Consider the following 12330-nt stretch of genomic DNA (forward strand, 5'->3'; position numbering starts at 1 on the left):
ATGGCGTTCGGGTCAACCATGGCGGGGGCGGCTACGGAAGCAGGGGCTGCAGGGCCGTCTTCAGATCAGCGGCCCTGGGCACCCCGGCCGACCGGAACAGCTGCCGACCGTCGGCGTCGAAAATGAAGGTCGTCGGCAGCGACAGCACCGACAACCTGCGGGCGGCGCCGGGGTGTGCGTCCATGTCGATCTCCACGTGGGCGACCTCGGGCAGGTCGGCGCAGACGCCCTTGATCACCCTGCGGACCGCCGCGCACGGACCGCACCACACGGCGGTGAAGTGCACGATCGTCGGCCCGGTACTCGACAGGCCCAGATCGGCGGTGTCGAGATCGTCGGGGTGTTCGGTGTCGCGGAGTCTGCCGGACCGGAGATTGTGCACGGCGCCGGCCAACCCGGCCGCCCCCAACGCGGCCGCGATGGCCGCCGCCGCGGTCGCAATGGCGCTCACTGCCGGAATCCGTTCAGTCGCACCGTGATGTCCTCGGCGATCCCCTCGATGATGAGGTCCGAACCGCGTGCCCCTTTGGAAGTGGGAGCCAGTCCGAAGGGCAGGCGCTGACCGGGGATGGAGGCACTGAACGCCCCCAGCACGGCGGCCCGTTTTTCGCCCGGCACGTCCTGATCGGCGGTGTTGGGCCCGGTCACCACCGCGGTCGGGGTGATGACGAGCGTGGTTTCGTCCGGGCCCGCTGTGGACAGATCCACGGTCACGCTGACCCGTTTGTCGAATCCCGCCTTGGTCGGTGTGCCGGAGAGGATCAGCCCATTGCTGCCTGAGATACCGGACTCGGTGGTGCCGCCGGTGGCGTCGTCGGCCTCTTCGGCGGGGGCCTGGACGTTGAGGTCCTTGATCCCGACGAACGCACCGACGCGCCGGGAGTCGATGATGATCCGGCTTTCCAGCATGCGCATCGGAAGGTCCGCATCGGGGCGCATCAGCCAGGAAGCGTCGGTCAGTCCGATGTCGTGCATGGTGGCCTCCAGTGTGACGCTGCCCACCACCGGATGTTCGGTGCCCGCCGACTTGATCTCCAATTCGTCGTAGCGGTGCCGCAGCGCCTGCGGGATGAACGGGAAGCCCAGAATTGCGACCCACGGATCGAACGTCAGACCCGCTGCGCTGCGGACATGGCGGGAAAGCCGGTACTCCGCGTAGATCGACGCCCCGGTGTCGGCGCCCAGCGCCCCGAGTCCGAGTACCAACGCGGAGACCCCCGCGCCGGCGACGAGTTTTTGCACCCGCACATTCTGGCCTACCGCCCGCCCGCACCGCCTGAATCGGCGAAACAGCAGGTCGCCGGTTAGAGTGAGCGGCAAACCGGGAGAGTTCGTTGGACCTGCTACTGCTCACCGCCGACCCCGATCCGGAGTCGGTTCTGCCGTCACTGGCGTTGCTGTCGCACACCGTGCGCCCGGCGCCGATGGAGGTGGCGTCCCTGCTGGAGGCCGGGTCGGCCGACATCGCGATAGTGGACGCGCGCGCCGAGCTGGCCGCCGCGCGGGGACTGTGCCGGCTGCTGGGCACCACCGGCGCCGCGGTCCCGGTGGTGGCGGTCGTCAACGAGGGCGGTCTGGTGGCCGTGAACGTCGGTTGGGGTATCGACGAAATCCTGCTGCCGGGCACCGGCCCGGCCGAGATCGACGCCCGGCTCCGGTTGCTGGTGGGGCGGCGCGGGGGACTCGCCGACCAGGAGAGCGCCGGGACGGTCAGCCTCGGTGAGCTGGTCATCGACGAAGGCACCTACACGGCCCGACTGCGTGGCCGGCCGCTGGACCTGACCTACAAGGAATTCGAACTGCTGAAATACCTTTCGCAGCACGCCGGCCGGGTGTTCACCCGCGCCCAGTTGCTCCAGGAGGTGTGGGGTTACGACTTCTTCGGCGGCACCCGCACGGTCGACGTGCACGTCCGGCGACTGCGGGCCAAACTCGGCCCCGAGCACGAGGCGCTCATCGGAACCGTGCGCAACGTCGGATACAAGGCCGTCCGCCCGGCCCGCGGCCGGCCCTCCGCCGCGGACGAAGCGCCGGATGCCGACGGCGGCGGCGACGCGCAGGCCGGCGCCATGTCGGCTTCGCTGCCGGGTCAGTGACGGCCCCGCAATGGCGCCGGACGCTCTCGCCGGGGCGGCAGGGCGCCATCCGAACGCTTCTCGACGAAGCCGAGCGCGCCGACGGGGTGGCCCCGGTCGGTGAGCAGGCGCTGCGCGGTCTCGTCGGGAACCGCACCGAGCACCTGCTCGTCCACGACGAGGCCGGCACCCTGGTCGGCTACCTCAACCTGACCCCGGACGGCACCGCCGAGTTGGCGGTGCACCCGTCCGCCCGCCGCCGAGGGGTCGGTTCGGCACTGGTCGGCGCGGCGCTGCAGCGCAGCGGTGACACCGCTCGGTTCTGGGCCCACGGCACCCTGCCCGCGGCGAGGGCGCTGGCGGCCAAGTTCGGCCTGCGGGCCGCCCGCGAGCTGATCCAGATGCGACGTGGGTTAGACGAAATCCCCAAACCGTCTGTGCCGCAGGGTTTTTCCATCCGCACCTACCGCGGCGCCGATGACAACGCCGAACTGCTGCGGGTCAACAACGCGGCGTTCTCCTGGCACCCCGAGCAGGGCGGCTGGACCGACAGCGACATCGCCGGCAGGGTCGCGGAGTCGTGGTTCGAACCCGAGGGGCTGTTTCTGGCCTTCGACGACAGCACCGGCGCATTGCGCGGTTTCCACTGGACCAAGGTGCACGACGACCACCTGGGCGAGGTCTATGTGCTTGGTGTGGACCCGGCCGCCCAGGGCGGCGGACTGGGGCGAGCACTCACGCTGCGAGGCCTGGAACACCTTTCCGGGCGACTCGGCCGTTCCGACTCGACCGCCATGCTCTATGTGGAATCGGACAATGTGGCAGGAATCACGACCTACGAGTCGCTCGGTTTCCGCAGGTACAGCACCGACACCGAATATTCGCGCTGCTAGGGGTCCGCTGTTCACGTTCCGTTAACCGGCCATCCCCGAATAGGCCACCCACCGCGCATAGCTTTGCCGCCGACCCTTGAAAACGAGACAAGAAAACGAGACAAAAGGAAGCAGGGGACAGTGACGATTACGGGCATGGCCGGCAAGACACTCGGCATGGCTGCCACGGCGGCGATGATCGCCGCCCTCACCGCGTGCGGCAGCGACAACAACGCCGCCGCGCCGTCGGCCGGCAAGGAGTCGCAAGCCGGTTCCCCGACGGCGGTGGAGTGCGGCGGCAAGAACTCCCTGACCGCCGAGGGGTCGACGGCACAGCAGAACGCCGTCGCGGTGTTCAACCAGGTGTGGGGCCAGAAGTGCCCCGGCAAGAACCTCTCCTACAACCCCACCGGGTCCGGGGCGGGTGTCAACCAGTTCATCGCCAACCAGGTCGACTTCGCCGGATCCGACTCGCCGCTGTCCAAGGATCAGCCCGCCGAAGCCGCCAAGCGGTGCGGGGGCAACCCGGCCTGGAACCTGCCGCTGGTGTTCGGCCCGGTCGCCCTGGCCTACAACCTCCCCGGTGTCGACAAGCTGGTCCTCAACGCCGACGTGCTGGCCAAGATCTTCAGCGGCGCCGTCAGCAACTGGAACGACCCGGCCATCGCCGAACTCAACGCCGGTGCGAAACTGCCCGACACCAAGATCGTGCCGGTGTACCGGTCGGACTCCTCGGGCACCACCGACAACTTCCAGAAGTACCTGTCCACCGCCGCCCCGCAGAGCTGGACCAAGGGCGCGGGCAAGGAATTCCAGGGCGGCGCGGGCGAAGGCGCGCAGAAGTCCGCCGGTGTGGTGCAGGCAGTGCAGGCGACCGGCGGGGCCATCGGCTACGTCGAAAAGGGTTTCGCCAGCCAGGCCGGTCTGCTGATGGCTCAGATCGACAACGGGTCGGGCGCGGTCGAGCTCACCGACGCCTCGGCCGGCAAGGCCATCGAGGGCGCCAAGTTCGCCGCCGCCGAGGGTAACGACCTGGCCCTCGACCTCAACTCGATCTACGGCACCTCCGCCCCCGGCGCCTACCCGCTGGTTCTGGCCACCTACGAGATCGTCTGCTCCAAGGGTTACCCCGCCGACACCGCCGCCGCCGTCAAGTCGTTCCTGACGGTGGCCGCGACCGACGCGCAGGGGTCGCTGTCCGCGGCCGGTTACAGTCCACTGCCGGATGCCTTCAAGCAGCGATTGCTGACCGCGGTGAACGCAATCGCGTAATTTCGTTGTAGTAGGCGGGTGATTTCGGTGACCCTTGAACGTGGCTTCAGCGATGGGACGGACGTGACCGAGGAGCTTCCCGATCCGGTGAACGCCGGATCCGCGGGAGCCCTCGCCGCGCCGTTCGGCGAGAAGCCCGCGGTGGCGACCGATCCCTCGCGGCACGCCACCGTCCGGTTGGGGGACCGGGTCTTCAAGGCCCTGGCGGAGGGTTCCGGTGTGCTGGTGATCGCCCTGATCGCCGCCATCGGGATCTTCCTGGTCTGGAGGGCGATCCCGGCCCTGGCCCGAAACGACGCCAACTTCATCACCTACAGCGGCAACTGGCTGACCACCGACACCGCCCACATGCAGTTCGGCATCCTCGACCTGCTTCAGGTGACGGTGTTCGTCTCACTGTTCGCGCTGGCTCTGGCGATGCCGGTCGCGTTGGGGATCGCGTTGTTCCTCACCCAGTACGCGCCCCGGCGACTGGGCGGCCCGCTGGGCTACATGGTCGATCTGTTGGCGGCAGTCCCCTCGATCATCTACGGCGTGTGGGGTCTGTACGTGCTGGCGCCGGCGATCAAGCCGGTGGCGCTCTGGCTCAACGAGCGTCTCGGGTGGATCTTCCTGTTCGCCCCGGGCAACGCGTCGGTGTCCGGCGGGGGCACTATCTTCACGGCCGGCATCGTCCTGGCGGTGATGATCCTGCCGATCATCACCGCGGTCGCCCGTGAGGTGTTCGCGCAGACCCCGCGCGGGCAGATCGAGGCGGCGCTGGCACTGGGCGCCACCCGATGGGAGGTCGTCAAGACCACGGTCCTGCCGTTCGGCATGTCCGGATACGTCAGCGGCGCCATGCTGGGCCTCGGCCGGGCGCTGGGTGAGACCATCGCCCTGCTGATCATCCTGCGCGGAACCCAGAAGGCGTTCGGGTGGTCGCTGTTCGACGGCGGCTACACCTTCGCCAGCAAGATCGCCGCCGCCGCGGCCGAATTCAACGACCAGTACAAGGCCGGCGCCTACATCGCCGCCGGCCTGGTGCTGTTCCTGCTGACGTTCGTCGTCAACTCGGCCGCCCGGGCCACCGTGGCGCGGAGGGCGGGCTGATGTCCACCGTGCTCGACACGGCGGCGAAACCGCCGGCCTTCGCCCCGATCAGCCGTCGCCGCAAGATCACCGACAGCCTGGTGACCGTACTGGTCACCCTGTCGGTCGGCGTCGCCGTCGTCCCGTTGGTGTGGCTGCTGTACTCGGTGTTCAGCAAGGGGTATCGGACACTGGCGGATTCCACCTGGTGGACGAACTCCCAGGCCGGCATGACCGCCTTCGCGGCCGGCGGCGGTGCCTACCACGCCCTGGTCGGCACCCTGCTGCAGGGATTGGTCTGCGCGGTCATCTCGATCCCGATCGGGGTCTTCGTCGGGATCTATCTCGTCGAGTACGGCGCCGGCAGCAGGCTGGGCAAGATCGCCACCTTCATGGTGGACATCCTCACCGGTGTGCCCTCGATCGTGGCAGCGCTGTTCGTCTACGCGCTGTGGGTGGCCACCTTCGGCTTCGGCCGGTCGGGCTTCGCGGTGTCGCTGGCCCTGGTGCTGCTGATGATCCCGGTCATCGTGCGCTCGACCGAGGAGATGCTGCGGATCGTCCCGATGGATCTTCGGGAAGCCAGTTACGCACTGGGCGTGCCGAAGTGGAAAACCATCGTGCGCATCGTCATTCCCACCGCGTTGTCGGGCATCGTCACCGGCATCCTGCTGGCGCTGGCACGGGTGATGGGCGAGACCGCCCCGCTGCTGATCCTGGTCGGCTACTCGCAGGCGATGAACTTCGACATGTTCAACGGCTTCATGGGTTCGCTGCCGGGCATGATGTTCGACCAGACCTCTGCCGGGGCGGGGGCCAATCCGGTGCCCACGGATCGCCTCTGGGCCGCCGCGCTGACCCTCATCCTGCTCATCGCGGCGCTCAACATCGGCGCACGTCTGCTGGCGAAGTTCTTCTCTCCCAAGAAGGTTTAGGAATCTCCGTGGCCAAGCGACTCGATCTCAAAGACGTCAACATCTACTACGGCTCCTTTCACGCGGTCGCCGATGTGACCCTGGGTATTCCGCCGCGCAGTGTGACCGCCTTCATCGGGCCTTCGGGGTGCGGCAAGTCCACCGTGCTGCGCACCCTCAACCGCATGCACGAGGTCATACCCGGGGCCCGGGTGGAGGGCTCGGTGCTGCTCGACGGCGAGGACATCTACGCGCCGGGCATCGACCCGGTGGCGGTCCGCAAGACCATCGGCATGGTGTTCCAACGGCCGAACCCGTTCCCCACCATGTCGATTCGGGACAACGTGGTCGCCGGACTGAAACTGCAAGGCGTCCGCAACCGCCAACTCCTCGACGAGACCGCCGAGCGCTCGCTGCGCGGGGCCAATCTGTGGAACGAGGTCAAGGACCGGCTCGACAAGCCCGGCGGCGGGTTGTCCGGCGGTCAGCAGCAACGGTTGTGCATCGCCCGCGCCATCGCCGTCCAACCCGATGTGCTGCTGATGGACGAGCCCTGCTCGGCGCTGGACCCGATCTCCACGCTGGCCATCGAGGACCTGATCGCCGAACTCAAGCGCGACTTCACCATTGTCATCGTCACCCACAACATGCAGCAGGCCGCCCGGGTCAGCGATCAGACGGCGTTCTTCAACCTGGAGCAGACCGGCCAACCGGGTCGGCTGATCGAGATGGACGACACCGGCAAGATCTTCTCCAACCCCAGCAAGAAGGCGACCGAGGACTACATCTCCGGCCGGTTCGGCTAGCCGCTCAGAAAGTCGCGATCTCTTCCTCGGCCGGCAGTTGCCCGGTGACCTGGAAGATCACCCGGCGGGAGATTTCCACGGCGTGGTCGGCGAAGCGTTCGTAGAACCGGCCCAGCAGGGTCACGTCCACGGCGGCGGCGACACCGTGCCGCCACTCCTTGTCCATCATCAGGCTGAACAGATGACGGTGCAGGTCGTCCATCGCGTCGTCGTCTTCCCGGATCTCGCGGGCCTTGTCCGGGTCCCGTGAGATCAGGACCTCGCGGGCGCTGTCGGCCAGGTCCACCGCCAGCCGGCCCATTTCGGCGAAGTAACCGTTGACCTCTTCGGGCAACGCGTGCTGCGGATGACGGCGGCGGGCGATCTTGGCGACGTGCAGCGCCAGCGCGCCCATGCGTTCGACATCGGCGACGATCTGGATGGAACTGACGATCGCCCGCAGATCACCGGCCACCGGGGCCTGCAGGGCAAGCAACACGAAGGCGGCCTCCCCGGCGCGGGCGCTGGAGGACATGATCTGTTCGTGGTCGCCGATCACCTGCTCGGCGAGGACCAGATCGGCCTGCAGCAACGCCTGGGTTGCCCGTTCCATCGCGACGCCGGCCAGTCGGCACATTTCCGCCAGCTGCCCGTTGAGGGCGGCGAGCTGTTCGTGGTAGGCGGTGCGCATGCGTCAATCGTACTGTCGGTTCGGCGACCTGCGTCGGTCCAGGACCTGAACGCGGGGTGAAGTGCTACTCACACCGGACGTCGGCACCGTTGGTCACGGTCAGGTCCGACGGCAGCTCGGTGGAGGTGGTCCCACCGGCGTGCACGACGTCGACCGTCAGCGTGGTACCGCTGGCCTGCGGGTACTTCACCGCGGAGAAGTCCGAGCCGAGCACCACATGGACCACCTCGTCGAGGCCGCTGATGCGCTCGATGCGGGCGCCGGGCAAGGTCGCCGCGACGGTGGCGGCGGCCTGCTCGTTGCCCAGCGAGTAGTACACGGTGGTCCCGTAGACGCTGCTGAAGTCCGAGTGGTAGTCGGGCTGTCGCACCTGGAACCCGTACGCGTCGAACTTCTCGGTGGCCTCCTCGGCCAGACCGCTGCCGTCGGTGGAGTCGGAGACCGCCACGGTGACGTCCCGGGGGTCGGCGGCCACCGCCTTGACCTGCTCGGTGATTCTCGTCGTCACCGTGGCCTCGTCCGAAGTCTCAGCGGACGTCTCCGCTGCGGTCGAACCGGACGTCTCGGACTCCTCGGAGGCCGACCCCGACGAGCTGCCGGTGGTGGTCCTGGTTTCCGTTCGGGGACTGAGGGTTTCGTTGAGGTCGTTCTCCCCGGGCAGCGGCTCGTCGTCGATGATCGAGTCGAACAGCGCCCGAACGTCCTCGGTGCGCGGCACCTCGTTGCCCTCGTCGTCGGCCTTGCCGGTGGTGGGGATGGTGACGAAGGTGATCCGGCCCGCGTTGATGCCCTGCAGCGACTGCCCCAGTCGGACCAGGTCGCGGGTCTGGACGTTGTCGACGTAACTGTCTTCGATGAAGGTGTTGACCACGTCGTCGAGTCGGTTGAGGTCGAACAGCGTCTCCGAGGAGATCAACGACCGCAGCAGCGAGGACAGGAAGATCTGCTGGCGTTTGATCCGGCCGTAGTCGCCGTTGTCCTCCCGGGTGATCGACCTGGCCCGCACGTAGTTCAGCGCGGTATGGCCGTCGAGGTTCTGGCGGCCGGCGGTGGCCAGCACCACGCCGAGTTCCTTGTCCTCCAGAGGTGCGGTGCTGCAGATCTCCACCCCGCCCAGGGCGTCGACCATCTTCTCGAAACCGGTGAAGTCCACCGCCATGAACCGGTTGATCGACAGGCCGGATATCTTCTGGATCACCTTCACCAGGCATTTCGGGCCGCCCAGGGCGTAGGCGGAATTGAGTTTTGTGGTGGTGGGGCGCTCGTTCTCGCTCCATTCCCCGTTGGTCTTGTCGTAGACGGGGCCGTACTTGCCGGACTCGGGGTCCCAGGCCTGGCAGTTCATCGGGGCGATCGCCAGATCGCGTGGGAAGGACACCGCGACGACGCGGTTGCGGCTGGCCGGGATGTTCACCAGCATGATGGTGTCCGAGCGGGCGCCCTCGATGAGGCTGGTGTCGCCGGCGCCCAGGTCTGCGTTCGCGCCGCTGCGGCTGTCCACCCCCACGATCAGGAAGTTCTGGTCGCCGGTCTGGCCGCTGGGGTCGCGGATGTCGCTGGAGTTGGGGTCCAGCGCGGCGATGGTGTTGAGCAGTTTGTTCTTGGCGGACTGCCACTGCCAGGCCGCACCGGTCAGGGCCAGCGCGGTCACCGCGATCAGGGCGGCGGTGACCCGGGCCAACACCAGGACCGGGCGGCGCCGGGGCCGGTCCGCCGCGACCACCGCGGCCGGCGGGGGAGTCGGGGGCGGGCTGTCGGGCGGGGCCGGGGCGCGTCGCGCCGCGGGGCGACGCGAACGGGCCGTCGAGCCCAGGTCCGGGATCTCGTCGGGAACGGCGATCGGGACGGTCACGTCCTCGGGCGGGGGGGTGACGTCGACGCCGCGCCGGGTGAGCGGTCTGGCGGCCGGGTCGCCGGTGATCTTGGCCGGGGCGCCGGTGACCTTGGCGATCAGGTCGGCGACGGCCACACCTTCGCTGTGGGTGCCGGTGGGCTGGCTGGGGGTGTGGACGCGCTCCCAGGGCGCCCGGCCGGGATTGGCGTGCGGCCCGGGGGATCCTGGCCTGTCGCCGGGTGCGCCGCTGCGGCCGGGAGTGGCGCTATCGCCGTCACTCATGTCCAGACAGCCTCCGGCTTGGGGTGAATGATGCAGGTGCGGCAGTGCGCCTACAAGGCGGTGCCGGTTGTGGGCACCCCGTCGGACCTGAAGTCCACAGCAAGGAACCAATCGTACTTTCCCAACCTGAGAGCTTGCCAGTCCCGCACGATGCCGCTGTCATCGCTGTGCGGTCTCGATTCAGCCGCCCGAATTCATCGCATCGGCGCCGACCGGCACCGTGCAGTCGTCCGGATCGTCCAGCCAGCCCGCCGGCAGCGCGACCGACCCGGCGGAGCCCTGCCGGCCGCGTGCGCCCTGGGCCGCGGGGGGGAACGGGACGGTGGGGTCGAGTTGGCCGAGCAGGGCGTCGAGTTCCCGGAGGGTCCGCACCAGGGCCAGGCCGCGCCGCAGGTCGGAACCGGCCGGGAAGCCGTGCAGGTACCAGGCGACGTGCTTGCGGATGTCGCGCATGCCCTTATCCTCGCCGAAGTGCGCGGCCAGCAGCGCGCCGTGGCGGCGGATGATGTCGGCCACCTCGCCGAGGTTGGGCGGCACCGGCGCCGGGGCGCCGCCGAACGCCGCCGAGAGTTCGGCGAACAGCCACGGCCGGCCCAGGCAGCCACGGCCGATCACCACACCGTCGCAGCCGGTCGAGGCCATCATCGCCAACGCGTCGGGGGCCTCGAAGATGTCCCCGTTGCCCAGCACCGGGATGCCGGCAACGGCCGCCTTGAGTTCGCCGATGCGGTTCCAGTCCGCGGCGCCGGAGTAACGCTGGGCCGCGGTGCGGGCGTGCAGGGCCACCGCGGCCGCGCCCTCCTGCTCGGCGATGCGTCCGGCGTCCAGGAAGGTGGGGTGCCCGTCGTCGATGCCGACCCGGAACTTCACCGTCACCGGGATGTCGGTGCCCTCGGTGGCGCGAACCGCCGCGGCGACGATCCGGCCGAACAGCCGCCGCTTGTAGGGCAGCGCCGCGCCGCCGCCGCGGCGGGTGACCTTGGGCACCGGGCAGCCGAAGTTCATGTCGATGTGGTCGGCGAGGCCGTCCTCGACGATCATCTTCGCCGCGTCGTAGGTGGTGGCCGGGTCGACGGTGTAGAGCTGCAGCGACCGCGGGGACTCCTGCGGCCCGAACGTCGTCATGTGCATCGTCACCGGGTGGCGCTCGACCAGCGCGCGGGCGGTCACCATCTCGCAGACGTAGAGCCCGCTGACGGTGCCGGCTCTGGCGACCTCCAGTTCGCGGCACAGGGTCCGGAAGGCGACGTTGGTCACCCCGGCCATCGGCGCCAAGACGACCGGGCTGCGGAGGGTCAGCGACCCGATCCGCAGCCCGGTTGTTCGCTGCTGTGCGGCCATCTGCTGTTCGGCTATGTGGTCGCTCCGGCCAGTGCCGCCTTGGCGGCGCGCTTCTCGGCGAGCTTGGCGTCGCGCTCGAGCTTGCGCTCCTTGGCCTCCTCGAACTTGACGCAGGTCTCCTCGAGTTCGGTGATGAGCTTGCCGAGTTCGTCGCGCAGCCGGGCGCCTTCGCCGGTGAAGTCTTCGCGTTCGAAGATCCGCCACTTCTTGAGCACCGGCATCACCACGTCCTCGAGGTGGATCCGCGGGTCGTAGACGCCGCCGGTGGCGATGATGACGGCCTTGCGGCGGAACTCCGGAACGGTGTAGCCGGGCATCTTGAAGTTCTTCAGGATCCGGTAGAGCGACTCCATCGCCATGTTCGGGGCGATGTCCAGGCCGGCGGCGCTGATGTCGCGGTAGAAGATCATGTGCAGGTTCTCGTCGTTGGAGATCCGGGCGAGAAGCTGCTCTGCCACCGGTTCGTTGCAGGCCTTGCCGGTGTTGCGGTGCGACACCCGGGTGGCCAGTTCCTGGAAGCTGACGTACATCACCGAGTCGAACAGGGTGTCGGCGAAGAGGTCGCCCTGCTGGTTCTGGCCGGGGGAGAAGCCGCGGGTCATCTGCTCCACCCGCAGTTCCTCCAGCTCGACCGGGTCGGCGTTGCGGGTGACGACCAGGTAGTCGCGGATGGAGATGCCGTGCCGGTTCTCCTCGGCGGTCCAGCGGTTTACCCAGTAGCCCCAGGGCCCGTCCATGGAGAAGTTCATCGCGATCTCGCGGTGGTAGGCCGGCAGGTTGTCCTCGGTCAGCAGGTTCTGCACCAGGGCCGTGCGGGCCACCTCGGAGAGCTGGGCCTGCTCGGGATGCCAGTCCTGGCCGCCGAGGGCGTAGTAGTTCCTGCCCTCCTGCCACGGGATGTAGTCGTGGGGGTTCCAGTCCTTGGCCATCGACATGTGCCGGTTGATCAGCTTCTCGGCGACAGGTTCGAGCTCGCGCAGCAGTTCGATATTGCTCAGCTCTTGGGACATCGGTCCTCCGGTATCTGTACCTCGTGGTTGCACCAATATATCTGTGTCTGGCGGTGACATTCAAGTTCCTACCGGTGGTGGTGTGTCCATCGGCGGTGCGGGGGTAACGGGACGGCGGTATATTCGCGATATCGAGGCGTAGTGGGCGTTTGGTGTCGGAGGTAGCGGTGAAGAAGATCCTGG

The 12330-nt window shown here is 68.4% G+C and carries 12 protein-coding genes; 6 read left to right on the forward strand and 6 right to left on the reverse strand.

Translation table 11 applies throughout. The annotated features are described in order from the left end of the window. Positions 1 to 31: 31 nt before the first annotated feature. Together ADBZ5U_RS02880 and lmeA are read right to left on the reverse strand one after the other, a co-directional pair. Entirely contained in the window at positions 32 to 451 is a 420-nt protein-coding gene (locus ADBZ5U_RS02880) for a thioredoxin family protein (RefSeq protein WP_526262165.1), read from the reverse strand. Beyond that, positions 448 to 1248, reverse strand: a complete 801-nt coding sequence (gene lmeA, locus ADBZ5U_RS02885; RefSeq protein WP_526262167.1) for a mannan chain length control protein LmeA — start codon at positions 1246 to 1248, stop codon at positions 448 to 450. The genes ADBZ5U_RS02880 and lmeA overlap by 4 nt, the downstream gene beginning before the upstream one ends. Before the next feature lie 86 nt (positions 1249 to 1334). Between lmeA and ADBZ5U_RS02890 the strand changes: the two genes are divergently transcribed. The 6 genes from ADBZ5U_RS02890 to pstB all read left to right on the forward strand — a co-directional run bounded on the left by ADBZ5U_RS02890 (position 1335) and on the right by pstB (position 7010). Next, the gene (locus ADBZ5U_RS02890; protein WP_526262169.1) at positions 1335 to 2096 is read left to right on the forward strand and encodes a winged helix-turn-helix domain-containing protein; all 762 of its coding nucleotides are present in this window, start codon (positions 1335 to 1337) and stop codon (positions 2094 to 2096) included. Next, complete coding sequence (gene mshD, locus ADBZ5U_RS02895) at positions 2093 to 2968, forward strand: mycothiol synthase (RefSeq protein WP_526262171.1); 876 nt, start codon at positions 2093 to 2095, stop codon at positions 2966 to 2968. The genes ADBZ5U_RS02890 and mshD overlap by 4 nt, the downstream gene beginning before the upstream one ends. A gap of 135 nt (positions 2969 to 3103) precedes the next feature. After that, entirely contained in the window at positions 3104 to 4219 is a 1116-nt protein-coding gene (gene pstS, locus ADBZ5U_RS02900) for a phosphate ABC transporter substrate-binding protein PstS (RefSeq protein ID WP_526262173.1), read from the forward strand. A gap of 63 nt (positions 4220 to 4282) precedes the next feature. After that, a complete protein-coding gene (gene pstC, locus ADBZ5U_RS02905; RefSeq protein WP_526262175.1) occupies positions 4283 to 5311 on the forward strand; it encodes a phosphate ABC transporter permease subunit PstC in 1029 nt (342 codons plus the stop codon). Next, positions 5311 to 6225, forward strand: coding sequence for a phosphate ABC transporter permease PstA (pstA, locus tag ADBZ5U_RS02910; protein ID WP_526262177.1), 915 nt, complete (start codon positions 5311 to 5313; stop codon positions 6223 to 6225). Before pstC ends, pstA begins: the two co-directional genes overlap by 1 nt. A gap of 8 nt (positions 6226 to 6233) precedes the next feature. Next, the gene (gene pstB, locus ADBZ5U_RS02915) at positions 6234 to 7010 is read left to right on the forward strand and encodes a phosphate ABC transporter ATP-binding protein PstB (RefSeq protein ID WP_526262179.1); all 777 of its coding nucleotides are present in this window, start codon (positions 6234 to 6236) and stop codon (positions 7008 to 7010) included. A 4-nt stretch (positions 7011 to 7014) separates the two neighbouring features. On the opposite strand, the gene phoU is transcribed toward pstB, so the two are convergent. The 4 genes from phoU to ADBZ5U_RS02935 form a co-directional block, all read right to left on the reverse strand. Next, positions 7015 to 7680, reverse strand: coding sequence for a phosphate signaling complex protein PhoU (phoU, locus tag ADBZ5U_RS02920; protein WP_526262181.1), 666 nt, complete (start codon positions 7678 to 7680; stop codon positions 7015 to 7017). Positions 7681 to 7744: 64 nt separating this feature from the next. Further along, on the reverse strand, positions 7745 to 9796 hold the full coding sequence (locus ADBZ5U_RS02925) for an LCP family protein (protein ID WP_526262183.1): 2052 nt from the start codon (positions 9794 to 9796) through the stop codon (positions 7745 to 7747). 180 nt (positions 9797 to 9976) lie between these two features. Beyond that, entirely contained in the window at positions 9977 to 11137 is a 1161-nt protein-coding gene (gene dusB / locus ADBZ5U_RS02930; protein WP_526262185.1) for a tRNA dihydrouridine synthase DusB, read from the reverse strand. Between the two features lie 11 nt (positions 11138 to 11148). Then, the gene (locus tag ADBZ5U_RS02935; RefSeq protein WP_526262187.1) at positions 11149 to 12147 is read right to left on the reverse strand and encodes an acyl-ACP desaturase; all 999 of its coding nucleotides are present in this window, start codon (positions 12145 to 12147) and stop codon (positions 11149 to 11151) included. Positions 12148 to 12330 lie beyond the last annotated feature (183 nt).

This window comes from Mycobacterium sp. (genome assembly GCF_040398885.1).
GTDB lineage: Bacteria > Actinomycetota > Actinomycetes > Mycobacteriales > Mycobacteriaceae > Mycobacterium.